This is a genomic window from Pediococcus sp. AC40, from assembly GCF_030252485.1.
GTDB lineage: Bacteria > Bacillota > Bacilli > Lactobacillales > Lactobacillaceae > Pediococcus > Pediococcus acidilactici.
The window spans coordinates 1,789,495-1,816,483 of the sequence record NZ_CP127012.1 but is presented as its reverse complement, the minus strand read 5'-3'; the positions used below and the strand labels follow the sequence as shown (position 1 = coordinate 1,816,483).

General features: G+C 44.0%; 20 protein-coding genes. 17 read left to right on the top strand and 3 right to left on the bottom strand.

Annotated elements, in window-relative coordinates:
* Positions 1-5: 5 nt before the first annotated feature.
* From NL111_RS08920 to NL111_RS08880, 9 genes are all read left to right on the top strand, one after another.
* A complete protein-coding gene (locus NL111_RS08920; RefSeq protein WP_285110180.1) occupies positions 6-2,711 on the top strand; it encodes an HAD-IC family P-type ATPase in 2,706 nt (901 codons plus the stop codon).
* 32 nt (positions 2,712-2,743) lie between these two features.
* A complete protein-coding gene (locus tag NL111_RS08915; RefSeq protein ID WP_285110179.1) occupies positions 2,744-4,681 on the top strand; it encodes an ABC transporter ATP-binding protein/permease in 1,938 nt (645 codons plus the stop codon).
* A gap of 157 nt (positions 4,682-4,838) precedes the next feature.
* Positions 4,839-6,182: an amidohydrolase family protein gene (locus NL111_RS08910; protein WP_128688533.1), complete on the top strand. Its 1,344-nt coding sequence runs from the start codon at positions 4,839-4,841 to the stop codon at positions 6,180-6,182.
* Positions 6,183-6,204: 22 nt separating this feature from the next.
* Entirely contained in the window at positions 6,205-7,530 is a 1,326-nt protein-coding gene (locus NL111_RS08905) for a uracil-xanthine permease family protein (RefSeq protein ID WP_128736829.1), read from the top strand.
* A 289-nt stretch (positions 7,531-7,819) separates the two neighbouring features.
* A complete protein-coding gene (locus NL111_RS08900; RefSeq protein ID WP_002832485.1) occupies positions 7,820-9,451 on the top strand; it encodes an ABC-F family ATP-binding cassette domain-containing protein in 1,632 nt (543 codons plus the stop codon).
* A gap of 153 nt (positions 9,452-9,604) precedes the next feature.
* Positions 9,605-10,051 (top strand): MarR family winged helix-turn-helix transcriptional regulator, encoded by a 447-nt coding sequence (locus tag NL111_RS08895; RefSeq protein ID WP_002829626.1) that lies wholly within the window; start codon positions 9,605-9,607, stop codon positions 10,049-10,051.
* Between the two features lie 135 nt (positions 10,052-10,186).
* Positions 10,187-11,098: a DMT family transporter gene (locus NL111_RS08890; protein ID WP_058120949.1), complete on the top strand. Its 912-nt coding sequence runs from the start codon at positions 10,187-10,189 to the stop codon at positions 11,096-11,098.
* Positions 11,099-11,487: 389 nt separating this feature from the next.
* Positions 11,488-11,913 (top strand): nucleoside-diphosphate kinase, encoded by a 426-nt coding sequence (ndk, locus tag NL111_RS08885; protein WP_053906363.1) that lies wholly within the window; start codon positions 11,488-11,490, stop codon positions 11,911-11,913.
* Between the two features lie 379 nt (positions 11,914-12,292).
* Positions 12,293-12,715, top strand: a complete 423-nt coding sequence (locus tag NL111_RS08880) for an Hsp20/alpha crystallin family protein (RefSeq protein ID WP_002829629.1) — start codon at positions 12,293-12,295, stop codon at positions 12,713-12,715.
* 317 nt (positions 12,716-13,032) lie between these two features.
* Here the strand turns inward: NL111_RS08880 and NL111_RS08875 are convergent, their stop codons facing one another.
* Entirely contained in the window at positions 13,033-13,713 is a 681-nt protein-coding gene (locus NL111_RS08875) for an EAL domain-containing protein (protein WP_285110178.1), read from the bottom strand.
* Between the two features lie 175 nt (positions 13,714-13,888).
* On the opposite strand from NL111_RS08875, the gene NL111_RS08870 reads away from it, so the two are divergent.
* The 5 genes from NL111_RS08870 to NL111_RS08850 all read left to right on the top strand — a co-directional run bounded on the left by NL111_RS08870 (position 13,889) and on the right by NL111_RS08850 (position 19,503).
* Complete coding sequence (locus tag NL111_RS08870; RefSeq protein WP_285110177.1) at positions 13,889-15,235, top strand: FAD-dependent oxidoreductase; 1,347 nt, start codon at positions 13,889-13,891, stop codon at positions 15,233-15,235.
* Between the two features lie 29 nt (positions 15,236-15,264).
* Positions 15,265-15,819 (top strand): sugar O-acetyltransferase, encoded by a 555-nt coding sequence (locus tag NL111_RS08865; protein WP_285110175.1) that lies wholly within the window; start codon positions 15,265-15,267, stop codon positions 15,817-15,819.
* A gap of 204 nt (positions 15,820-16,023) precedes the next feature.
* Complete coding sequence (locus tag NL111_RS08860) at positions 16,024-17,589, top strand: BCCT family transporter (RefSeq protein ID WP_502929571.1); 1,566 nt, start codon at positions 16,024-16,026, stop codon at positions 17,587-17,589.
* Positions 17,590-17,660: 71 nt separating this feature from the next.
* Entirely contained in the window at positions 17,661-18,134 is a 474-nt protein-coding gene (locus NL111_RS08855) for an S-ribosylhomocysteine lyase (protein WP_285110174.1), read from the top strand.
* Positions 18,135-18,306: 172 nt separating this feature from the next.
* Positions 18,307-19,503 (top strand): MFS transporter, encoded by a 1,197-nt coding sequence (locus tag NL111_RS08850; RefSeq protein ID WP_285110173.1) that lies wholly within the window; start codon positions 18,307-18,309, stop codon positions 19,501-19,503.
* 443 nt (positions 19,504-19,946) lie between these two features.
* Here the strand turns inward: NL111_RS08850 and NL111_RS08845 are convergent, their stop codons facing one another.
* The gene (locus NL111_RS08845) at positions 19,947-21,374 is read right to left on the bottom strand and encodes an MFS transporter (RefSeq protein WP_285110172.1); all 1,428 of its coding nucleotides are present in this window, start codon (positions 21,372-21,374) and stop codon (positions 19,947-19,949) included.
* A gap of 284 nt (positions 21,375-21,658) precedes the next feature.
* Here NL111_RS08845 and NL111_RS08840 point away from each other — a divergent pair, with 284 nt between their 5' ends.
* Positions 21,659-24,154, top strand: coding sequence for a glycoside hydrolase family 31 protein (locus NL111_RS08840; protein ID WP_285110171.1), 2,496 nt, complete (start codon positions 21,659-21,661; stop codon positions 24,152-24,154).
* 143 nt (positions 24,155-24,297) lie between these two features.
* Complete coding sequence (locus NL111_RS08835; RefSeq protein WP_024862894.1) at positions 24,298-24,852, top strand: hypothetical protein; 555 nt, start codon at positions 24,298-24,300, stop codon at positions 24,850-24,852.
* Between the two features lie 110 nt (positions 24,853-24,962).
* Here the strand turns inward: NL111_RS08835 and NL111_RS08830 are convergent, their stop codons facing one another.
* On the bottom strand, positions 24,963-25,088 hold the full coding sequence (locus NL111_RS08830; RefSeq protein ID WP_285110170.1) for a hypothetical protein: 126 nt from the start codon (positions 25,086-25,088) through the stop codon (positions 24,963-24,965).
* A gap of 30 nt (positions 25,089-25,118) precedes the next feature.
* Here NL111_RS08830 and pepF point away from each other — a divergent pair, with 30 nt between their 5' ends.
* Entirely contained in the window at positions 25,119-26,921 is a 1,803-nt protein-coding gene (pepF, locus tag NL111_RS08825) for an oligoendopeptidase F (protein ID WP_285110169.1), read from the top strand.
* The last annotated feature ends 68 nt before the right edge of the window (positions 26,922-26,989 follow it).

Here is a 26,989-nt window from a genome sequence, read left to right as displayed (position 1 = left end):
CGCTTATGCACACTAAATCCACATCCGATGACTATGGCGCGGGTCACTCTCCCTCGCCTCATTTTTATCGTTTAACTACTGCGGAGGTCGCTCAAATTCTCCGCACCGATCCCGAGGCGGGGCTCACCGCCACGGAAGCCCAACGACGCTTATCCGTGGACGGGCCCAACGCTTTGACCGAAAAGAAGACCAGCAATTTAACGCGTTTTTTAAAGCAATTCAACAACAGCATTATCTACATTTTGATTGTTGCTGCAATTGCCACCTTTATGTTGCGAGAGTATTCAGATTCGATCGTTATCGGAATGGTGGTAATTATTAACGCGCTAATTGGTTATTTCCAAGAAGTGAAGGCTTCTAGTGCGGTGGACAAAATTAAACAGCTGTTGCAAGTGGAAGCTACGGTGGTCCGCGATGGGCAACGACTTGACGTTCCTGCCGAAGATCTAGTGGCGGGCGACCTAGTCTTTTTAGAGGCGGGGGACCACGTGCCGGCAGATCTCCGGATCGTGGACGCGGATAACTTGAAAATTCAAGAAGCTGCGCTCACTGGTGAAGCAGATTCTGTTTTAAAAACTCCTACGGCGCTCAAGGAAGAAACTCCCTTAGGGGATCGGGCTAACTCGGCGTTTGCTTCGACTGCGGTTACTAACGGGAGCGGACTTGGAATCGTGGTGGCTACCGCGGAACAAACTGAAATTGGTCAAATTAGTTCCAGCGTCAAGACCGTTAAGAGTAAAACTACCCCGTTAATGCGGGAAATTAATGGATTAGGAAAGTACATTTCGTACGGGATTGTCATTGTAGCCATGTTAGTGGGAATTTACGGCTACCTGACTAAAATCTACTCGTTACCTGTTTTAGTCATTGCGTTGATCACGATGATCGTGGGATCCCTGCCAGAAGGACTGCCCGCAAGTACTTCGGTAGTTTTGGCCATGGGAATTAACAAAATGACCAAGCAAAACGCAATTGTGAAATCTTTGCCGGCGGTAGAAACGTTAGGCTCGGTGAACGTAATCGCAACCGACAAGACCGGGACGTTGACTAAAAATGAAATGACGGTGGAATCCGTCGTTACTAAACAACACGAATTTGAAGTTACGGGAACGGGATACCAACCGGAAGGCACGGTGTGTTTGAATGGTCAGCCGGTGCAACTGACCGAACACCCGGATTTACAAAAATTGATCTTGGCTGGTTATTACGCTAACGACACTGAATTAACGCAAACTGATGGTCAGTGGCAAATTAACGGGGAACCTACCGACGGGGCATTTTTAACCCTGGCGAACAAAGCCTTTCAGCAACGGGTTCCTGAGTGGACCGAAGTGGACATGATTCCGTTTGATTCAGACTATCGTTACATCGCGGAGTTGAGTCAGAGTGCAACTGGTGAAAAATTGATTTACGTAAAGGGTTCTCCCGATAAACTTTTTGAAATGGTTAAGGACGATCCCGATTTTAACTTGACGGAGTGGTACGACCGGGTCTCCCAAATTGCACAAAAAGGGCAACGCGTGGTGGCGGTTGCTTATAAGAAAGCTCCGGCAGAGCAAACCACTTTAACCCATGCAGATTTGCAAAATGGAATGCAATTTTTAGGGGTGGCGGGGATAATTGACCCTCCTCGAGAAGAAACGATTGCGGCGTTGCACGACATGCGGGATGCCGGAGTAAAGGTCAAGATGATTACTGGTGACCATCCGGAAACAGCCACGGCAATTGCGCAAAAATTAGGGTTGGACGACCAAATTAGGGCAATTACTGGTGCAGAAATTGACCGCTTGGATGATGAAACCTTGCGGAAAGTTATCCAAAATTACAATGTTTTTGCGCGGACCACGCCGAATAATAAGTTACGCATTGTAGAAGCTTACCAGGCTAACGGATTGGTTACCGCGATGACGGGGGACGGAGTAAATGATGCGCCCGCCTTGAAACGCGCCGATATCGGAATTGCGATGGGGATTAAGGGAACTGACGTGGCAAAGGAATCGGCGGACATGATTCTCACCGACGATAACTTTGCGACCCTTTCCAAAGCGATCCGCGAAGGCCGCCGGGTTTACGACAACATTAAGAAGACGATCCGCTTCCTGTTACCGACTAGCTTTGCGGAAGGGTTAATCGTGCTTCTATCGATTATTAGCCAACAAGAATTGCCGTTGGTACCGACCCAATTACTCTGGATCAACATGGTATCGGCGATCACGATTCAATTTGCTTTCTTATTTGAACCCGCAGAAGAGGGCATTATGCAACGGCGACCGCGTCCAGCGGGAAGGGCGTTCTTAAACCGGGCGGACGTAATCCAAATTATTTACGTTTCGATTTTAATTGCCGGACTAGGAATGGTCGGCTTTGACTGGCTCCGTGGTCAAGGAATCAGCGAATTAGTGGCTAGCACGGTGACGGTAAACATCATCGTCTTTGGTAAAATTTTCTACCTCTTCAATATTCGAACACCAAAGCCAGCACTTTCTACGGATGTTTTCCGTAATTGGCATATTTTTTGGATAATCGGGGTTCTATTAGTGTTACAATTGGGATTAACTTATTTACCGTTCATGCAAGCGATCTTCAGCACTGCGACAATGAGCGGCATGCAATGGTTGATTCCGGTCGTGGCTGGAATTGTAGTTCTCGTGGTGACCGAAGTCGATAAGTATTTCCACCCAGGACACTTTAAGCAAGTCCATGCAGACTAACTTGCAGAATATAGATCATAAGAGGAGAAAATATGAGTTTACTTGAAGTCCAAAACGTGCATAAATCTTATTATTTAGGCGATGAAGAATTCAAGGTCCTCAAGGGGATTAACTTGAAATTCGATCGTGGAGAATTTGTCTCGATTTTAGGTGAATCGGGTGGCGGAAAATCGACCTTGATGAATATTATCGGGGGCTTGGACCACCAGTACGAAGGCGACGTGGTCTACAACGGCCAATCGCTTCATTCCGCAAAGCCGAAGGTGTTAGACGCTTACCGGCGGGAAAACATTGGCTTTATTTTCCAAAGTTTCAACTTGATTAGTCACCTGAATATTTTAGATAACGTGCTCGTTTCCTTGGAAATGACCTCGTTATCCCATGCTCAACGAGTGGCCCGGGCTAAGGAACTGTTGACCCGGGTGGGATTGAAAGAGCACATGCGGAAACATCCTAACCAATTATCAGGGGGCCAAAAGCAACGGGTCGCCATTGCCCGGGCTTTAGCAGGAGATCCGGACGTGATTATCGCCGACGAGCCCACCGGTGCGTTAGATAGTCAAAATACCCAAGAGGTTCTCGAAATTTTGGCATCGATTGCTAAGGATGGCAAGCTGGTAATTGCGGTTACCCATTCTCAAGAGGTAGCTGACTTTGGTACCCGGGTGGTTCATTTGGACGACGGGGTGATCCATGGTGAAGCTAACTTGCGGGATCCTTATCCGGTTCCTGCGACAGAAAAAGGCTTTCAGCCCAAGCATTTGACCTTTGGGGCCGCGTTACAAATGGCACTCAAGCACATGGGATACAATTTAAAACGTAACCTGTTGATTATTTTCGGCGCTTCGATTGGGATCTTTTCGGTGATCTTAATGCTGGGATTAGGTAACGGGGTGACTGGGTACATGAACGACCAGATTTCGTCGCAAATTAACCCGACCGCGGTGCAAGTTAGCAAAAATGCTACTCCTGAACAAATGCAAGATGGCCAAGGAATCACGATGGCAGATGCGGATTACCGCCGCTTCCAGAAGATGGACCATGTCAAGTCGGTCGAACGCGGCTATTACCTGCAATCGGCTAAGGTGGTTAAGGAAAAGAAGTCAACGACCTTACAAGTTTTACAGACTTGGAATAAGACTGAACGGGTCAACGACATTAAGTATGGACACTTACCACACGCAAATGAAATCTTGTTAGATAAGGCGTCAGCGAAGAAGTTGGACAAGCATTACAAAAACGTGGTCGGCAAAAAAGTGACCATTTTTGTAACCACCGTTGATGACCAAAAACGGCCGGTGCAATTGCAAAAAGAAGTCACGGTTTCGGGGGTAATTACGTCCGGGACCAGCGCCATTAACTACAACACTTTAAAGGGAATGTTTACGGACCAAAAGCTTTCCTTTAGCCCTAACTTCCTCACGGTTAACGTTGATCAAGTTACGAACGTTAAGGACGTTCAAAACAAGATTAAGGGTTATAAGCATCAGGTGAAGGGCAAGCAACGGGCAACCTACGCAATTACCGGCGTAGGAGCAATCCTAGACTCGTTAAACACCTACATTATGCTGGCCTTCTACGTTCTAGCGGGAATTGCAGGAATTTCACTACTAGTTTCGGCAATCATGATCATCGTGGTACTTTACATTAGCGTTGCCGAACGGACCAAAGAAATTGGAATTCTTCGGGCAATTGGTGCACGGCGAAAAGACATCCGTAACTTGTTTGTTTCCGAAGCCTTTTTCCTCGGTTTGTTCTCTAGTGTGCTTGGTTCGGTGCTCGCCTTGTTAGCTCAATGGGGTGCCAACCAGTTGTCACAGAAATACATTGACTTTGCGATCATCGGAATTACTCCGGGATACATTACTTTTGGAGTGATTATCAGCGTGGTAATTAGCCTCTTGGCGGCCTTTACGCCGTCCCGTAAGGCTTCTAAACTGGATCCGGTGGAAGCTTTGGCAACGGAATAAAATTAAAAATCTAAGTAAGTGGCGCTGACTTAAGGCTAGGAAATTTGTTTCCTGGCCTTTTTTGGTGCGCTTTTGAAAATAATGTTCGTTAAAATCGGTCATAAAAACCGTTTTTAATTAAATATATTTCGTGATAATATAAAAAGAATGAAAGGGAGTGGGGATAATTAACTATAAAAAAATTATTAAGGGTTCCTTCTTTTCGGCTGAATCAACCCAAAAAGTTAATTTTGTTAAGGACGCGTTAGTGGTGATTGACGAAAAGGGAATGATTGATGATATCGTCTTGCCCAAAGAGGTCAAATATCGCGATCTTTTAGTAAAAGCTCGGACCGCTAAAAAGTTAATCGAATTAGCCGACGATGAATACCTCTTACCAGGCTTTATTGATTTACATATTCACGCTCCCCAATGGCCGCAAGCAGGGATGGCGTTAGATAAACCGTTGAACGAATGGCTAGACGAATATACTTTTCCGTTGGAAGCCAAGTACCAAGATACAGATTTTGCTAGAAAAAGTTATCACCACTTAGTGCGTAATTTAGTTAATAACGGCACCACTACCGCGCTGTATTTCGGCACAATTCATGAAGCAGCAAACTTAGTTTTAGCGGAGGAATGCAACCAGCTCGGGCAACGGGCGTTTATTGGTCAGGTAGTAATGGATAACCCTGAGCAAACCCCAGCCTACTACCGCAATGCTTCTACCAAAACAGCAATAAATAGTACGGTCAATTTTATTGAAAAAATCCAGGAAAAGTTTTCAAAAGCACCAATTTTTCCGGTGGTCACCCCACGATTTATTCCGAGTTGTTTGGATGAAACGTTACTGGAGTTAGGCAAGTTAGCGCGGGAACGCAATTTGCTGATTCAATCCCACTGTAGTGAAAGCGATTGGGAACACGGCTATGTAATGGACCGGTTTGGTAAATCAGATGCAAAAGTTCTTCAGGAAATGGATCTGCTCACCGACCGCTCGATTATGGCGCACGGGACGTTATTAGGAGAAGATGACTTAGCAATTTTCCAACAGACTCACGCCGCAATTGCTCATTGTCCGATTTCTAACGCCTACTTTGGAAATGCGGTACTCCCAGTCAGAAAAATTTTGGAGAAAATAACGGTTGGGTTAGGTTCGGATATTTCAGGTGGCTTTTCTGCTAGCATTTACCGAAACATTCAACAGGCAATTATTTCCGCCAGAATGCTTGAAGATGGGGTAGATAACCGGGTGGCTGCTGAGCAGCGGGGCGTAGCTAATTCGCGGATTTCAGCAGTGCAAGCATTTTATATGGCAACTGTCAACGGGGCCCGCGCGCTTCACATCCCGGCCGGTCAGATCAAGCGGGGATGTTACGCTGATTTGCAAATTGTAAGGGACGGCTGGGCGGAGATTTCTTCAACCGCTTCGACAGATATTTTTTCAAGGTTAATGTATCAAACTAACCCAGACGATATATCAAAAGTATTGATTGCCGGAAATTTAGTTAGTCAAAAGTAAGCATAGGAGAAGTATTTCAATAATGGAAGAAAAACATAGTAACTTATTTATCGGGCCCGACGATAAAATTGGCAATGGTGAGGCAAGCTTATTAGGATTACAGCACGTTTTGGCAATGGACGTCTACGTTCCGCCGGTCATTTTAGCAATGATGTTGTCGATGTCCTTTAGCGAAAAAATGGGACTTTTACAGGTGGCTTTCTTAGCGGCCGGAATCGGGACCATCATTCAAACCGCTGTTTTCATGAAAATGCCAATTTCTCAGGGACCTTCTTTTGTTCCGCTGACGGCAGCGTCGGGGATTGTCCTCGCTAGCGGTGGGCTCCAAAAAGGGATGGCTACCTTGCTGGGAGCGCTCATCGTGGGAGCAATTTTGCTTATATTATTGGGAATATCCGGTGTTTTTTACAAGATTATTCAAACTTTGGTGCCGGCGCTGGTGGGCGGCACCATCATAACTTGCGTGGGACTGTCGCTGATCCCCACTGCGTTAAACAGTAATATTTTTCAAGCTAGCGGCAACATCAACCAAAATATAATTTTGGCTGGAATTACGGCAGTTACGCTCTTGATTTCGATTTCAATTAGCATTCACTTTCCTAGTTTACAAAGGATTTTTAGAACTGGAGCAATCATCATTGCGTTATTAGCCGGTACGGTTGCGGCAACCATGATGGGCCGCTTCGACTGGAGCACCGTTAAACAAGCGGCGTGGTTTAGCTTACCGCAAGGCACCGTCTTTCATTACGGAATCACCTTTTCACCAACCGCAATTTTAACTTTTATCATTATTTACGCGATTCTAACGACCGAAACAACGGGAACTTGGTTTGCGATGGGGGCGGTCACTAACCACCAAATTACCAACAAACAATGGAACCGTGGCTTAATTGGGGAAGGAATTAGTTGTCTAATTGCTGCTCTATTAGGGTCTACGCCTGTAACGGGCTATTCCACAAATGCCGGAATTATTTCAATTACCGGAGTGGCCAGTAAACGGGTGTTCATTTCGGCTGGAATCTGGTTCATCGTGCTCGGCTTCTTTACTAAGATTTCGGCGTTTCTGTCCGCCATTCCGGCCCCAGTGATTGGCGGCGTGTTTGCGATTATCTGCGTAACCATTATGCTAAACGGCTTGCGAGTTATCCGTAACCTCCAAGAAAAAGATGGCGACATATACGTAATTGGGATTCCGATTGTTTTGACCTTCGCGCTAGTATTAATTCCCACAACGGTGGTGAAGGAAGCCCCTCAGATGGTACAATATTTACTAGGCTCGCCAATCGCGGTTGCGGCTATGGTGGCAATCATTTTGAATTTGGTGATGTCCACCGGAAAAAATAAGTAAACCTGCTTAACCAAGCCGATGCGAGAGCTTCAGTAAAAGAAAGTTGCTCGGATATAGTAGGTATGTTAGATTAAAAAGATTGAAGGATATTGAGGCTGGGAAACCATTTTGGACTGTTAACTTTAACAGTGCCAGAACGTGTGCCAAAAGTCAGTTTGTTCTGCTTAACCAAATCCCCCATCAACCGCCTAGATTGCGATTAATGGGGGATTCAGTTAATGCTCGTAAATACCGACTTTTGTCCCACTCTCTTTTATTTTTGCCTTTTGTTAGTATATGGAGGAAATCAATGATAACTGTAACGGATATGAGCATGCAATTTTCAGATCGAAAATTGTACAGCGACGTTAATTTAAAATTTACCCCGGGCAATTGCTACGGGATTATCGGCGCAAACGGGGCCGGCAAGTCAACCTTTTTGAAAATTTTAGAAGGAAAATTACAACCGACGTCGGGAAACGTTAGCATTTCGCCTAACGAACGGATGTCGAGTTTGAATCAGGACCACTACGCGTTCGAAGAATTTACGGTAATGGATACCGTTATTCAAGGTCACCAAAAGTTGTATCAAGTGATGCAGGAAAAGGACGCACTCTATGCTAAGCCTGATTTCTCGGACGAAGACGGGATGAAAGCTGCGGAATTGGAAGCAGAATTTGCGGAAATGGACGGCTGGAATGCCGAAGCAGAAGCTTCTCAATTATTGCAACAGCTCGGAATCGGCGAAGAATTACATTACAGCAAGATGAGTGAGCTGACTGAAGGTCAACGCATCAAGGTGTTACTCGGTCAGGCGTTATTTGGCAAGCCGGATATTTTGATCCTAGATGAGCCGACAAACGGGTTGGATCCGCAATCAATCAGCTGGTTAGAAAACTTTTTGGCAGATTTTCCGAACATCGTGATCGTGGTTTCCCATGACCGCCATTTCTTAAACTCGGTCTGCACGATGATGTGCGACGTCGATTACGGCAAAATTGAATTGTTTGTGGGAAACTATGATTTCTGGATGGAATCTAGTGCGCTTGCTAAGCGGTTAGCAGAAAATGCCAACGCTAAAAAAGAAGAACAGATCAAGCAATTACAAGAATTTGTGGCGCGGTTCAGCGCAAACGCCTCGAAATCAAAACAGGCGACCGCCCGGAAGAAACAGTTGGAAAAAATTACGCTGGATGACATCAAACCATCTTCGCGTAAATATCCGTTCATCCGGTTTAACCCAGCTCGTGAGTTAGGTAATGACTTAGTGCGGGTTGATAAGGTTAGCAAATCAATTGACGGCGTAAAGATTTTGGATAACATTACCTTTACAATTCGTCCCGGAGAAAAGGCCGCAATCTTAAGTCGCAACGATTTAGCAACCACGGTGATGATGCAAATCTTAGCAGGAGAACTTGAACCGGATGAGGGTTCGGTTACATGGGGACAAACTACTGAGCGTAGTTACATTCCTCGCGATATTAATCCATATTTTACTGACGAAAATTTGGACATTCTCGAGTGGCTGCGGCAGTACGCTGACAAAGAAGAAAGTGACAACACCTTCTTACGTGGTTTCTTAGGCAAGATGCTCTTTTCTGGGGAAGACGTGTTGAAAAACGTAACGAAACTTTCTGGGGGCGAAAAGGTTCGCTGCATGATTTCAAAAATGATGTTAAGCAAGGCCAACGTTTTGCTTTTAGATGACCCAACTAATCACCTTGACCTGGAATCAATTACCGCACTAAATGAAGGGTTAACCGAGTTTAAGAGTTCCATTATTATGACTTCTCACGATCATGAATTTATTCAAACGACGGCCGATCACATTATTGAAGTTTCAGATCGTGGAGTGGTAGAACGGGCAGATACCACTTACGATGAATTTTTAAAACATGATGTAGTCCAACAACAAGTTCAACAACTATATATGGATAAATAGTTTGTTTTATAAAACCTTTTTAACATAATATATTGTAAAACATCGGGTTAATGTGTTACCATTTTAAGCGTTGCCTTGACTATAATTATTAGTGTGTTAAAATTTAATAGTGTTTAAGGTTTTTGGAGAGTTAGAAAGAAAAGAGGAAAAATAATGGAACAAGCAGATATTTCATTTATTGCTCAAGCATATAATAAGAGTATCAAGTTGATTGGAACATTGCTCGAGAGTAAAATTTCTGATCCACAAGTATCCTTTGATATGTTTATGATCATGCATATAATCGAACAATCTGGTAGTGAACCAATTACTTTGAGTGAAATTGCAGAGACACAAGAAGTAACTAAAAGTGCAATCTCACGTAAAGTAGGGACTTTACTTGACCTAGGTTTAATCGAACAAAAGAGCGATCGGGTAGATCGGCGGAAGAAGTATTTAACGTTGACTAACCGTGGTCGCGAAATGTATTGGAAAAATGATAAGATCTTTAAGGAAATGTTAGACGACGTGGCTAAACGCTATGGTAAGGACGATTTCTTGAAGACACTTGAACACATCAATAAGATCGTTGAAGTTATTAAAGACACGATGGATAACTAATTAAAAGCTACCGTAAGAAGCAGGGCAGAGGTCCTGTCTTTTTATTTATCAAGCCTTAATTCTTTACGGAAGGAAGGTTTTTTAGATATAATTTTTAGTGATATTGTAAATTAATAAATTGGTGAGGTTACTGAGATGGAGAATAATTTGACAAACAAGCAGGTGGGAAAAGGAATTTTTTGGGCCCTCATTGCTTCCTGTATGTGGGGAATTTCTGGTACGGTATTGCAGGTAATCTCTCAGGGAGAAAGTATTCCGGCTTCGTGGTTTTTGTCCGCACGGACGAGTGGAGCAGGAGTTCTCTTACTCATTATCAGCTTTATCAAGTATCGGATGCACATTTTTGATGTTTTTAAATCATTACGAACCGTGTTATGGTTATTTGCTTACGCAATTTTTGGTTTAATGGCTAATTTATTAACCTTCTACATGAGTGTGCAGGAAGGAAACGCGTCTGCGGCCACGATTTTACAATACTTAAGTCCGCTGTTCATTGTTTTGGGCAGTCTGATTTTCAAACACGAACGGCCGATGCGTAGTGATTTAATCGCGTTCGTGATTGCCATGTTAGGGGTATTCTTGGCGATTACCCACGGCAATATTCATAGTTTAGCAATTTCAAATAGTGCTTTAATCTGGGGGATTCTCTCTGGGGTAACGGCCGCGTTTTACGTTGTTTTGCCTAAGCCGATCACCAAAGACCATTCTCCAATGATCGTCTTGGGTTGGGCGTTAATCATTGGCGGAATTTTGTTCAATATTCACCAACCAGTGTGGGTTAACACTCCTGAAATTACGACGCGATTGGTATTGTCAATGGCTACCGTAATTTTAGTCGGAACCATCTTGCCATTCTGGGCATTGTTACATAGCTTGAACTTTGCTCCATCGGCAGTGGTTAGCATTTTGGACGCTGTGCAACCGGTAGTGACCTTTGTATTAAGCTTGTTGTTCTTAAACTTGAAGTTCAACATCACCGAATTAATTGGCTCAATCTTAGTGATTGTAGCGATTACGATTATTCAAAAGTTCCGGTCGGAGCCCTGAAGATAGCCTAATGTAAATTAAGAAAAGCGTGGGACAAAAGTCGGATAGTTTGCGAGCATTAACTAGAAATTGGCCATGATGCCTGAATTTGGCATCATGGCCAATTTCTAGTTACGCGGAACCAACTAACTTTTGGCACACGTTTTGGCTTTATTAAAGTCAAAATCCCAAAACAGCTTTTTAAGGACCTTTTCATCCTTGAAAAGTATTTTTTTAGTTAAAACAGCTTTAAAATGAAGTTCAAACCAACTTCAATCCAAGTTCACGAAGTGCTAAAATTAGTGTTTCTTAATAAACCCATAAAAATTACGTTTGGTGAGCGAAAAATTTATAACGAGTACGTTCCCTAGTATATAATTAGGGTATGAAAATCCAAGGGGGATGCGCATATGAGTGAAGAGAGAACTTTGATTTTAGTTAAACCAGACGGAGTGCAATGTGGACACGTAGGCCACGTGCTTTCCCGAATTGAAAATCGGCGTTATGAAATTAAGGCGTTAAAGATGATTAACGCGACTAAGGAACAACTTCGGCAACACTATTCCCAACTGGTGGATAAACCATATTATCCAGGAATTGAAGAATTTATGACGAGTGGCCCATTGGTAGCAATCATTGCGGAGGGTGATGAAATCATCGAAACTTTCCGGAAGATGGCGGGACCAACGAATCCAAGTGAAGCAATGCCAGGAACGATCAGGGGCGACTTTGCAAGGGCGTGGGGACCAGGCCCGATTAAGAATGTGGTCCACAGCTCGGATAGTAGGGAAAGCGCAGAAAAAGAAATTAAGATTTGGTTTCCGGAAAGAAATTAGAGCGTGACAGACATCGGGTGATTTTTGAGGCTTAACAGAATTGTGCCATTAATCGCGGGTTGGGCGATTGATGGCACAATTTAGTTAGCTGGAGAGAGCTGGATTTCAAAACACGTTTCGACTATACAGCAGTGGAGCGGAAGAAAATTGGTGACTTTCACGCGTTTTGACTATGCAGCAGTAGAATCGGAGAAAATTGACTCTCAGGTGCTTTTTATTTGCAAAATCAAGGCATTTTTTGCAAAATAAATTTGGTCAAAGAAAGTCAAATAAAAAGTTTGACTTTCTTTGACCAACGCACTACAATAAGAAAGTGAAGAGATGAGGTAAACAAAAACCTCATCGATCATTTTGGTTATTTGGAAAGGGGTTTTGTTTTATGGCTAATGAAATGATGAATCGTAGGAATGATATGTGGGATCCATTCTTTGACCGTTTGGCACGTGGATTTTTCAACGACAGCTGGAACGCAACTCCAACTAGCTTAAAGACTGACGTTAGTGAATCGGATAAGGACTACAATGTTAAGATTGATGTTCCGGGCATTGACAAGAAGGACATTAAGCTAAACTACCAAGATGGTGTTTTGAATGTCGAAGTTAAGAAAGATAGCTTCGCAGATCATGAAGACAAGGAACACAACGTTACCATGACTGAACGGAACTACGGAATTATGCACAGAAGCTACTCCTTGCCAGGGGTTAAAGCAAGCGATATCAAGGCTAAGGTTAATAACGGTGTGTTGAGTATCACACTACCAAAGACCAATGACGATTCTAGTTCAGGAATTGAAATTGAATAGTGGTTAGTTTGTTAAAGGTGCGGGAAACGCACTAGTTTAAAGCAAAAGGCGTCTACAGCTGGAAAACTGTGGGCGCCTTTTTTAATCAATCCTTTTAAACAAAAAAGGGGGAAATTATTTTGAAGGTGTTAATTTTAACAGCGCCAAAAGTCAGTTGGTTTCGCGTAACCCAAAAACGACCATTATGCCAAATTTAGGCGTAATGGTCGTTTCTGGGTTAATGCTTACCAGTTGCCCGGCGTCTGTCCCAGGTTAATAAGCATAATGGGTTAAAAAACTCGCTAATTATAGTAAACTATGCGAAATTGATAATATTTTTAGTCAGGGTCGCTATCGTAAATTTTCATCAAGGCTGGTTTGCCATAATAATAGCCTTGGCGTAGGTCAATCTTCATTCGGTCTGCCCAAGCATCGTCTTGGTCATCCTCGATGCCTTCAAGAATAAAACGCATCTTATGCTCAGCGGCGATTTTTTGCCAAAACGCAACGTGGTGCTCAGCGTTGGTTTCACTCAAGTGCTCTTTATAATTTTGTAAAGCGTACTTGAGTTCACTAGTATAGGGCAACAGCGATTTTATCTCTGGCCAAGTGTTAATTCCGCTACCCACGTCGTCAAGGCAGAATTGAATTCCCAAATCATTCAAGTTTTGTACCGTAGGAATCAGTTCTTGGTTAGTTACCGCGGGATTTACTGCATCTTCAATTAACTCAATAACTAGCTTAACTGGTCGTAAAACAGCCTGGGCCATAGTGAGTGCATGGATGAGGTGCTGATCTTGAATCTGATGGCGGTCAACATTGACGGAAACTGAGCCGACCTTTAACGATAGTTCTTTTACCGTGGCAATTAGGGTATCGGCCATCGTTTTGGCGGGAATCGCCGAAAATGATTTGGGCATTCGCCAAGCGCCGTCCCGGTACTGCTTAATTAATAGTTCGTAACCTAATACGGATTGAGCAACGGTATTCAATTGTGGTTGGATGAAGAATCTAAACATTAAAGACAATACTCCTCGAATTTGAATTGTGATGCAAAAAATTATCGCGATACACCTTTTTTGATGTATCGTAAATTAACTATTATAATTGTTTTGTTATGGAATGATAACTTTTGGGAATAGATTTTTTGGAAATATTAAAACTGTCTATAGTATAGACTAATTAGGAGGAAAAATGAAAGTAGCAATTATCGGATGTACCCATGCCGGAACCGCTGCGGTTCGTGAAATTATTAGACAAGACCCCACTACCGAGGTAAATATTTATGAAAGAAATGATAACATTTCGTTTCTTTCCTGCGGGATTGCCTTGTATTTAAATGGCCGGGTTAAGCAACTTGAAGATATGTTTTACGATAGTGCCGAAGACATCCGTACTGAAAACATTCACGTAAATCTGCGTCATGACGTGATCCGAATTAACCGGCAAAAAAAAGAGTTAATGGTGCAAGACATGGATGATTTCACCGTTAAACGGGAAAAGTATGACAAAATCATTATGTGTACCGGTTCAATGGTGTCCTTACCGCCAATCAAGGGAGTTAATCACGCGCGGGTAATGTTATGTAAGAACTATGAACAAGCACAACTTTTACATGAAAAAGTGAAGGATGCGCGGCGAGTTGCCTTAGTAGGTGGTGGTTACGTTAACGTCGAATTGGCTGAAAGTTTGGTGGACACTAACCACGAAGTCACCCTTTTTCAAAGCCACGAAGATATTTTAAATAATTACGTGGACACCCCGTTGAGTGCTAAAGTTATTAAACTATTGAATGATCACCACGTGAAGGTGGAAACCAACAGCAAGGTGGTCTCATTTACCGATAAAGTCAGTGAGTTATTGATTACGACCGCAGATGGCCGCGAATTTGCTACCGACGTGGCGGTGGTGTCGACCGGGTTCGTTCCGGTTACCGACTTATTGCGTGGGGAAGTGAAAATGGACCGGCGCGGGGCAATCATCACTAATGAATATGGTCAAAGTTCGGATCCCGACATTTACGTGGCGGGTGACTTACGAACTATTCATTACAACCCTACCAACACTCCCGAATACATCCCCTTAGCCACGAATGCCGTCCGTCAGGGTACTTTAGCTGGGATCAACATCTTTGGCAATCAGTGGCCGGAAATGGGCGCTCAGGGGACCTCGGCAATTGCTCTCTTTGGACATACCTTAGCGATGACGGGTTTGACCTATCAACGGGCGTTAAATGCGGGTATTGATGCTGATTATGTCCTATTTGAAGATAACTATCGTCCAGAATTTATGCCGACGACCACCAAAATAACGAGTATAATGGTTTATGAAAAAAGGGGTTTGCAAATTTTAGGGGCCCAATTCTATAGCAAACACGATGTTTCACAGTCGGCCAACCTAATTTCTCTAGCAATTCAAAACCAGAATACGCTTAAGGACTTAGCGTTTGTGGATATGCTATTCCAGCCGTATTACGACCGACCGTTTAACTTTATTAACTTGGCTGCCCAAGCTGGGTTACGTAAAATTGGACTGCTTTAAACAAATTGAGTGAGGAAGCGGAATGTTAGATGAGTAAAACTGAACGAGCAAAAATGACGGCGGGAGAACCCTATCAGCAGTTTGATCCGGAATTAATTGAACGGCGGAAATTCATTCGCCAACGGATTCAGCAACTGAACCAAGAAGTTGATAACGAACGGCGTAATCAAGGATTTAAAAAAATGCTCGGTGACGTGGGCGATGATTTTTTTGTTGAAAGTGACTTTAAATTTGATTACGGATGGAATATTCACATCGGTAACCACTTTTACGGCAACTACGACATGACCTTCCTAGATACGTGCCCCATCACAATTGGCGAGCACTGTTACTTTGGTCCCAATGTCGGACTTTACACGCCGATCCATCCCTTGGATCCCGTCCAGCGGAACGCCGACGTTGAAATGGGCGCACCCATTACGATTGGGGATAGTTGCTGGTTTGGTGGCCGGGTGACCGTCTTGCCCGGGGTGACGTTAGGCAACAACGTCGTGGTCGGTGCTGGTTCAGTGGTCACCAAAAGCTTTGGTGATAACGTGGTAATTGCGGGAAATCCGGCCCGGATCATCAAGACTATCGACTAAATTTGGACTTTTTGTAATTTAGTAGTAACATAATAAACGACAGGTATGACGAACTTCGGGTAAAACCGATCGAGCAACGCTATGCAGGTGTAAATTAAATACGCCAGCCGCGTTGCTTTTTTTGTACCGCAGTCTTAGAACTATTGGGAGGAATTTTTTATCTTACACAGTAAGAATGTCGATCGAGCTGTCTTTTTACCAACGATGGTATTATTCGGGATTGTTTCCATAATCCTGATCATAGGCGGCCCAGCCGTTCAGCAATTAATGAACGCGTTGTTGTCATTCGTTACCAGCAAATATGAATGGATGTATATCTCCATTTATGTGATCAACTTTGTTTTCTTCTTGTTTTTGATTTTTAGTAAATACGGCAAGATTCGATTTGGCAAAGCTGATCCTGATCACGATTTTAGCGGTTTTCAATGGGGAAGCATGGTGTTTGCAACGGCAATTGATGCCAGCATTTTGATGCTGAGTGCCTCGGATCCGTTGCAGTACCTGCAACACCCCGCGTTTGGTGCCAAGCCCTTATCCAAAGCAGCGTTTGCTTACGCGAACGTAGTTGGAGAATTTAATTGGGGTCCGATGGCCTGGATGATGTTTGGGACCGCGACGATCGCGATTGGCTATACGATGTACGTGAAAAAAATTCCGGTGCGGCGGTTGAGTACCGTAATTCCCGTTTTGCGCGGCGACCAGCTGTACAAAAAGGTATTGCGGCAACTAATCGACTTTCTCGTGGTGTTTGGCATCATGGGTGGCATTGGTTCGTCGATTGGGATGGAAATCCCGGTCATTGCCCGCGTTTTGAGTATCATTATGGGTATCAAGGATACTTTGTATCTGAAGTTGTTTTTGTTCTTTATTCTATTGATTTTATTCTCACTAACGGTTTACGCTGGGCTAAACAAGGGGATTAAAAAGTTATCCGCTTGGCACATTTACCTGGCAATCATTTTCTTAGCGATTGTCCTTTTGGTTGGTCCTACTAAATTCTTAATAGGTTCAGAAGGACAGACGCTAAAATTAATGGGGCAACACTTCACGGCGCTATCCTTTAACAAGGCTAACGCTGGTACGAACGGCTTTGCCCAACATCAAACCCTCTTTTACTGGGGCTGGTGGTTAGCTTACATGCCGGTAATGGGCTTGTTCATTGCCCGGATTTCGCACGGAAAAACGATTCGGCAAATCATCATTGGAATGATGACTTACGGAGTTGGCGGGTGCCTTTCCTTTTACGCAGTCCTCGGGGGCTACGCATTGTGGTTACAACAATCCGGTACGTTGAACATCGTCCACATTTTAAATACGCAGGGGCAAGCAGCGGTGCAAGCGGCCTTGATTACCACCTTGCCAATGAGTAAATTGATGCTGATTTTGTTCTGCGTCTCGTGCTTTATCTTTTTGGCAACTACGATTTCGTCTTCCGCGTTTATCGTGTCGTCCTTTACCAGTCTGGACTTATCTAACGGACGGCAGCCTAGTCGTTGGAACCGGATGACGTGGGTCGTTGTATTTATCTTCTTCTCACTGGGAATTGTGATCGTCGGCGGGTTCGAAGTCGTTCAAGCAATTTGTACGGTAGCCGGCTTCCCACTGATTTTCGTGTGTGCGTTGCTGTTGTATTCCATTTACAAAGACGTTACCAGCTACGCGCCAATGCAAGCGAAGGTTCCCAGCTACTTGCCAGTTGTTCACTTACGGCCGATGCAACGCTTAGTCTTCAATCACTACTTGCACAACCTTGGCCAAGATGATTTCTAAAAGGAAGACTTTTAGGAAAATTCGGCTTACAATAGGTATGTAACCAATATTTGATGAAGGGATGAGTTTCTATGGCAAAAGTAGAAAGCTTTGAATTAGACCATACCAAGGTTAAAGCACCTTACGTACGGTTGATCGCTGTCGAAGAGGGCAGCAAGGGTGACCAAATTTCCAATTTTGACTTACGACTTGTTCAACCAAACGAAAACGCAATTCCAACGGCAGGTTTGCACACCATTGAACATCTGTTAGCTGGATTAATGCGGGATCGCATGGACGGAATTATTGATTGTTCACCATTTGGTTGCCGGACAGGTTTCCATTTAATCGTTTGGGGTACGCCAACGACTACGGAAGTGGCTAAAGCGTTGAAGGGTTCTTTAGAAGCAATCGCAGATGACATTAAGTGGGAAGATGTTCCGGGAACTGACATTTACAGTTGCGGAAATTATCGGGACCACTCGTTATTCTCCGCAAAGGAATGGTCCAAGAAGATTCTCGCGGATGGCATTAGTGACCAACCGTTTGAACGAAACGTGGTTTAATCATTAATTAAATAGCAATTTAAAGAAAGAGCGGTGACCAAACTTTAGTCACGGCTCTTTTTGAACGGGAAAGCCGGTTTTCCCAAAAATTACCATTCTGCATGATAAGACAGGAAAATTATTTCGTGGTAGTATGTAAGAATATGAAAACACGCAAAGGAGATGAGCGCCAATGGATGCTAAAAACAAAAAGACTTTATGGATTCTGATCGCTGGAAACCTATTGATTTGTTTGGGAATCGGGCTGGTAATTCCGGTAACCCCCTTCATCAAAAACTTTTACCACTATTCCACAACTCAAATGGGGATTATGACGTCGTTATTTGCCTTTTCGCAATTCATTGCGTCTCCTTTAGTTGGCCGACTTTCGGACCGGATTGGACGGAAACCGTTGATTGTAGCGGGATTATTTTTGTACGCCGTGTCCGAAGTGATTTTTGCGTTATCTAATTCGCTGATCTGGTTTAACGTATCCCGGGTAATTGGGGGATTGTCGGCGGCGTTATTCGTGCCAACTTCGATGGCGTTGGCTGCTGACGTAACCACGCCCGCACAACGTGCCCGAGTGATTGGCTGGATCTCGGCGGCCTTTAGTGGTGGGCTAATCCTTGGACCCGGAATTGGCGGTGTTTTGGCAAACATTAGCTATAAAACGCCTTTCTGGGCCGCTGCAGCGCTAGGACTAATTTCGACAATTTTCACTTACGCGGTAATGCCGAAAATGGAAGTTATTCGTGAAATTGCCCATGAAGAGCATGACGATGAGCCCCAAGCGGTTAAAAAGACGGGCGCGCTCCGCGACGTCTTAACCGCACCGCTAATCATCTTGTTTACGATGATTTTCGTGGCGGCGTTTGGCCTTCAGGGCTTTGAAAGTATTTATAGTATTTACGTGAACCAGGTGTTTAACTTTGGGTTAGGAACCATTGCGTTGGTGTTAACCTTTAATGGAATTTTTTCTTTGATTTTACAGGTGTTTATTTTTGATTGGCTGGTTCGGAAAATGGGCGAAGTTAACTTAATCGGCGCGTGCTTCCTCATTGGCGCGATTTTCGTCTTTTGGATTACCCAAGCGCACACTCAAATTGAAGTAATTATTGCCACATTGGTAGTCTTCTCGGCCTTTGACATTTTGCGGCCGGCAATCACCACCTTGTTAACTAAGGAAGGCAAAAATAACCAGGGCTTAATTAACGGATTGAACATGTCGTTAACTAGCGTTGGAAACGTAATCGGCCCGATTTTAGCCGGAATGTTGATGGATTACAATACCCACATTCCATACCTATTGGTAGCGTTGATTCTGTTCATCTCTTACGGGATCACCTTCGCGGTTAAACGCGTGATGAAACACGAAGCACAATATTAAAATAAAAGAGTGTGGGACAAAAGTCGGGTAGTTTACAAGCATCAACTGAAAATTGACCATTATGCCTAAATTTGGCATTAGTGGTCAATTTTTGGTTAAGCGGAACAAATTGGCTTTTCGCTCTATGGAAGTTGAAAAGCCAAAACTATTTTTAAGAATCTTTCCATCTTTGAAAAGCATTACTTTAGTTTTCCTCACGCTTTTTTGTTTGGAGATTTTTGAGGGTGGGGCGCGAGGTGGGTACACATACTCCACGTCCCAACTTCTTCCGGTTAACCAAAATAAGGCGCCAATCGCATTTTATGCGTTTGGTGCCTTAACTTTTAATGGTTTTGTTACTATGTTAATAGCCAAAATGTGCTCCAGCCTCCAAGGATCTGCGGTCAACCAAATTAGCCGTCCAATCGCCACCCCAGCGATTAGCGGGCTAATCCAGTTGATCCTCAAGCCTTACCCGAAGGCTTCCGCACTCTATTTTCTTCATGCAATTCTTCCAGCTTCCTTGCATTTTCCGTGACCCGCTTCTTACTTAGCGGGTAGAAGAATAGTAGTAATAATGCCGCTACTGACAAACACACCGTTGGAATTCCCGTCGCCAAGTTATAGATTCGGTGAATTACCGTTGCACTTTGTTCCGCACCACCGCCGGTTGACGATTGATAGCCGATGAAGGTCAGCATAAATCCTCCAAAACCACCTGCGATTGCTTGGGCAACTTTCCGGGCGAAGGAGTTGACTCCGTACACAATCCCATCTTCTCGGACGCCAGTTAGTACTTCGTGATTATCAATTACGTCGGTAATGAATGCCCAAACCATCAGGTTAAACATTCCCGCACCTAACGAGCCAAAGAACAGCATAATTAGATAGAAGCTCGTGCTTTGGGTGTGGACAACTAGCAGGATGCCGTACATTAAGGCTCCAAAGAGCAGCGCTACGATGGAAGTTTCTTTCCGCCCAAACCGTTTGGTAAGGAAATTGCTAAACGGCGCCAGCAAAATTACGGTCGCAAAGTTGAAAATCAACGCAATCGACATCGCGGCCTTATCCTTAAAGTAGTCGTTAAAAAGGTAGGAAATCATGGTTCCAGACAGGTTTTGGTTAATTACGATCATGATATCAATTAGAACTAAAACAATTAAGGCTTTATTTTCGAACATTCCCTGAACCAGCCGAGAAAGCGGGACTTTTGCACTTTTCTCGGTCCGAATCCGTTCGGTAGTGAGGTGAATGGTCAATTCATAACATCCCCAGCCTAGAAAAGCACATACCACGACCACCCAGAAGAACCGGGTTCCTGAAATCTTTTGGGTAGCGCCAATGTAGATAAATAGCGGGATAATATAACTGGTAATGGCACTTCCTAACGCAGATCCCAGCGCCCGGAAGGTTGAAAGGGAGGTCTTGTCGTTAGGGTCGCTACTAAGTGCGGCCGCCATCGAACCGTAGGGGATGTTCACGCAGGAGTAGAAAATTCCCCAGCCAAGGTACGTAATGAATACAAAAACGAGCCGAACTGGTAACGCCCAGTCCTTAACTACCGGGACGAATAAAAGAACCAAAAAGATGAGGAGCGGATACTGCATCCGGGACATCCAAGGCTTGAAACGGCCGCTTTTATGTAATTTACTATTATCGACCAACCGGCCCACGGTAATGTCAGCGAACGCGTCCACGAACCGCGCGATTAAGAAAAGAATCCCCACCTGGGCACCAGTTAAACCAAGCACGTTGGTGTAGAAAATCATTAAGAAGGAATTGACAACGTTAAACGAGAAGTTATTACCAATGTCACCAAACATGTAGCCGACTTTATCCTTAATGTTAAAAGGGGCCGCGTCGATGGTGACCGTTTTTTGGGTTTTGTCCAATGTACTTCACATCCTTAAAATTAAGTTGGAATAATTGCTAAACTACTTCACAAGTACACTGTAAGAATAGCACCTAAAGAAAGCGTTTTCAATAAAACGATGTAACTTGGCAAAAAATGCAATTACCTTGGATAAGGATTGATTTTATGGGCAAAACAAGGAGAAAGTAAAATTTGTTCACGTAAAACATTTGATATTGACAGCGCTTTCGGTGGGTTATAAAGTAAGTGCATAACTGAGACATTACATAACGGATGGTTTTTTCGAGGACGGGGTGACACGCAATGAAAACTAGCACTAAAGTATTGGAAATAAATAATCAAAATGATTTTTTGGACGTAATTACGAATGGGGCACGTTTTCGAATTTATTTATTGGATGAAAATATTATTCGCATTAAGGGAACTTTTGCGGATGATTTTGCGCCTGAACAATCTTACGCGCTGGTAAAAACGGCGTGGGCGGATGCGACCGACGAGCTGCTTGGCGATGAGCGGCAGCGGGTGTCCCCGATTTCCATTACTGTAACGGAACTAGCGGATCATTATTGCGTAACTAACGGAAAGTATGTTTTAAATATTTTCAAAGAGCCGTTTTACTTTGAAATTGTGGACGAAAACGGCCGGGTAGTTCACCAAGATTTGCCTAACCGAGCGTTTGTGGAAGACGACTTTGGTCGTGAATATCACTATAGTCGGATGGGTGATACGAACAAATTTTATGGGTTTGGGGAAAAATCCGGTAAATTAAATAAATTTAAACGACGGATGCGGATGCACAATACCGATTCACTGGGGTGGAATGCGCAAAAATCAGATCCGCTTTATAAAATGATTCCGTTCTACATCGATTTTGATCCTGCTAATCAGGTCGCGAGTGGCTTGTTTTACAACACTGCGCGGGATTCGGTTTTTGATATGGATTGTGAGCACAGCAATTATTGGTTGCGGTATAGCTATTTTCAATGTGACGGAGGTGATTTAGATGTCTTCTTTATTGGTGGGCCAACGATTAAAAAGGTGGTGGAACACTATACGGATTTGACCGGGAAATCGGCAATGGTGCCGATGGCTTCTTTTGGTTATATGGGTTCGACCATGTTTTATACGGAACTAGCCGAGCACGCGGATGACGCGATTATTGACTTTGTGGAAACTTGTAAACAAAATGACATTCCGTGCGACGGTTTCTTCCTGTCTTCGGGTTACACCTCCGGAAAGGACGGGAAGCGTTACGTTTTCAATTGGAATAAAAAACGATTTCCTGATCCACAAAAGTTCGTTGCCGAATTGAAGGCCCGCGGTGTTTTACTAGCACCTAATATCAAACCGGGGATGTTAACTACCCATCCGCTAGCAAAGAATTTTCAACAGAAGGCGGCCTACGTGAAAACGGCGGATGGTCAAGCAAGCCAAACCGACCAATTCTGGGGCGGTTCAGCCTATTTTGTGGACTTTACGAGTGCTGACGGGCGAGCAGCTTGGAAAACCGAGATGAAAAAAGCACTAATCTCCTTAGGAATTACATCAATTTGGAATGATAATAACGAATATGAAATCAATGATAACCAAGCGCAGGTTGATGCGGAAGGCCTGCACCGGACGATTGGCGAAGTTAAACCAGTTATGTCAACCATGATGGCTAAGGCGGCACAAGAAGCGATTAACGAAGCGGCTCCTGACCAACGGCCGTACTTGATTAACCGGGCTGGTTTTGCGGGAATTCAGCGTTACGCGCAAACTTGGGCTGGCGACAACTATACAAGTTGGACGAATTTGAAATATAATATTCCGACGATTTTGGGAATGGGATTGTCCGGAGTAGCTAATCAGGGATGTGATATCGGCGGCTTTGACGGCCCGCTTCCGGAACCCGAGCTTTTCGTACGGTGGGTCCAAAACGGAATTTTTCAACCCCGGTTTTCGATTCATTCTTGTAATACGGATAACACCGTTACGGAGCCTTGGACGTATCCAGCGTATACCCATTACGTACGCGACGCCATTAAATTGCGGTACTCCTTAATCCCGTACTTCTATGCGTTACTCGACGAAGCGGCTACGGTAGGTTCCCCAATCATGCGCCCCCTCGTTTATGAATTTCAGGAAGATCCGCAAGTAGCTGAAGAAAGCTTTGAGTTTATGTTGGGACCAGCACTTCTAGTGGCTAACGTAGTCGAACCGCAACAAACAACCAAGACAATCTATTTACCAAAGGGCGCACGGTGGTTTGATTTACACACTCACCAATATTATGACGGCGGGCAAACCATCACGGTTCCGGTTGACTTAAACAGCATTCCGATGTTTTTACGAAGCGGAGGTATTTTACCCACCAGTCCGGGACTCAATAATATCCATAACGAACCGGTTGAAAAGTTGCGGATTTTTGTAGAACCTAGTGAAGCTGGAAAATTTACTTTGTACGAAGACGACGGGATTTCTAACGATTACCGGACGGGGGATTTGCTAAGAACCCACATTCAGGTGACGCCGGGTAGCCAAGGAGTTAGCTTAGACTTTCAGCGGGAAGGCAGCTATGCGACCAAAGTTAAGGAGCTAGAGTTGGTAGTTGGATGCCCTACGGTGGCACCAGTGGCAGTGATGATAGCTGGAAACGAAGTACCGAGATACCTTAACGCCGCACGGTTTGCCACGGCTGTGGAGGGTTGGTACTACAGTGGGGAAACTAAACAGACGACGATTCGGTTTGCCAATCCTGACGCTGTAAAATTTAGCGTAGCGATTAACTTTAGCGTTAAGGACCTGATTTCAATTTAATGCGCCGAAATTTTAAAGTGAATTGGCCAGCCCCTTTTCAAATAAGAGTGTAGACGGTAGAACAGGGGGTAAATTATGCCGCTGAATATCTTTTTAAGGCCAAAAGATATACAATAGAACTGTAAAGGATTGGAGGAGTATTCATGTTAAATAAATTTAGCCGTTACGCAGATTTAAAACAGGTGGCGCTCACTTTAATTGAAATGGATGCGGTTCCAAATGTGGAGCTACGATTAGCGCAAATCATCGCCCGGGGAATCGATGACACGTTTATTCCAGAAAATGTTAACCCAGAAGAAATCGACGAGTACCTAAGAACCCGCGCGTTACACTTTTGGTTTTACCCATCTATGCATATGAATAAGGTGGTTCCTAAATTGGCAAGGGAAGTCGCTGATAAATGGGAAATTCAACAGGGTGATAAGCCGATGTTAGAGGCGTGTCTAGAAACGGTGATGTCTTATTATCCGGACGCGGCTGATTATAAAGTAGATTCTACGTTGGTAACGTCTGATGAAATAGATCCCTACCAGACTCATCCGATCGATACTAACTTAGGAATTTATCTAGCTAGCAATCCTGCTACGGAGGACTTAGCCACCATAGACGGCTTTGACGTAGCAAAAATTAACGGGTATCTAAACAGTCAAGGCATTCCCGGAATTCCTGGTGTACGTCTAAAACGTAGTAGAGCTTAAATGAAACAAGCAAAATTAGGATTGGGAAACTTCCCGATCCTTTTTATGTGGGGAATCGCAGGGTTTAGACTGACGGTGCTTTGCTACGTAGTCGAAATGCGTTCTGAAACCTAGCTTTCTCCGGTTAACCAAATTAAGGCGTCGATTGCATAAGCCGCAATCAACGCCTTAACTTCGTTAATCCTCAAAAGCTGCCCAGGTTTCAGAGCGCTCTGTAGTATAATATTCCTCATCAACCCCAATCTACATTAATATAGGAGGACACCATGGCTAAAAAACAACCTACCCGTGCAGAAGTTCCCGTTGACCTAACTTGGAACGTTGCGGACATTTTTGCTACGGAAACAGACTTTCACGACGCAATTACCGCCGTTAAGTCTCAAATTGAAGACATTCAAAAACTTGCTCAAAAAGGAATACAAAATGCCCATGATTTACTTGCGGCTACTAAATTACTCTACGAGAGTGAAGAAGCAGTCCTAAAAATTTATGGCTACGCTGCGCGCGTCAATGACGGGGATACGGCAGATCCACATGGCAACGATCTTTTAAACCAAGCTCTGTTGGTTTTAAATAAATGGGAGGCCGCCGTTGCATTCTACGATCCGGCAATTACAAGCCTTTCTACTGAACAACTCGACCAGTTCCTAAAAACTGAACCAGCACTAAAGCAATACGAATTTAATCTCCGGCGCGTGCAAGCCCAAGCGGCACACACGTTAACGCCAAGCGAAGAAAAGTTATTGGCCCAATTACAACCAGCTATCGACGATGCGGCAGAAATTTCTGCTAAGTTGGACGATGCCGACTTAGATTTCGGGATGATCAAAGATGAAAATGGGGAAGAGGTCCAATTGACTAACGCCACTGCAAGTGAATTTGCACTTTCACCAAGTCAAGAAATGCGGATGAAAGCTAGCCGCCAAGTTGCCAAGGCGTACCGATCCATGCGGAATACCTTCGCGGCTACGCTTCGCAGTCACGTGCATGCGCAGAACATTATGGCTGAAATTCGCCACTTTAAGAGTGCGCGTGAAATGAACTTAAGTGATCAAAAAATTCCCGAAACGGTCTATGATACGTTAATTGAAACGACGCATGAACACTTAGATTTGATGCACGATTACTATGCTTTCCGAAAGTCATTCTTAGGCTTGAAAGATATGTATCAATTTGATCGGCACGTTCCGTTAGTTGCGGACGCCAAGTTGAGTTTGTCGTTTGAAGAAGGCAAAAAAACAACGATGGCCGCGTTGGCACCGTTAGGCAAGGATTATCAAGCACATTTACAAACTGAATTTGACCAGCGTTGGATTGACGTTGCCGAAAATAAGGGGAAACGAAGCGGTGGCTATGAAGACGATGTTTACGGAGTGCATCCGTATATTTTGCTAAACTGGAACGATATTTACGATAGTACTTCCACTTTAGCTCACGAATCAGGTCATGCTTTACAAAGTGTTTACACCGATCAAGCGCAACCTTTCTGGTATTCACAATACCCGATTTTTATTGCAGAAATTGCCTCTACGCTAAATGAAAGCTTACTCAACCATTACATGCTGGAAAAACATGCCGATGATCCCCAAATCAAAGCCTTTATTTTAACTCAGGATGTGGATAACTTTATTGGAACAGTTTACCGGCAAACCCTCTTTGCAGAGTTTGAACACTTTATTTACACCGAAGACGCTAAAGGAACGACCCTCACCCCCGATTTGATGGCTCAGAAATTTAACGGGCTCTTCAAAACTTATAATGGGACAGCGGTTAGTGACTTACCGTGGAAGGACGATACTTGGGCACAAATTCCGCATTTCTATTATGACTATTACGTATACCAATACGCGACTTCCAAGGCGATTGCGACGGCGTTGGCAGACGACATCATCAACCAAAAACCGGGCGCGGTTGAACGTTATAAGGAATTCCTGTCAGCAGGTGCAAGTGATTATCCAGTGGAAATTGTTAAACGAGCAGGAATTGACGTTACGAAACGTGACTATCTTGACCAAGCGTTTGTGGATTTTGGGGACAAGGTTAAGGAATTAAAAGAATTATTAAAGTAATTGGGGAAAACCCCATATGAAAATTAACATCTGTTGTTGATAACTAAGAGATCGGTTATTAACAGCAG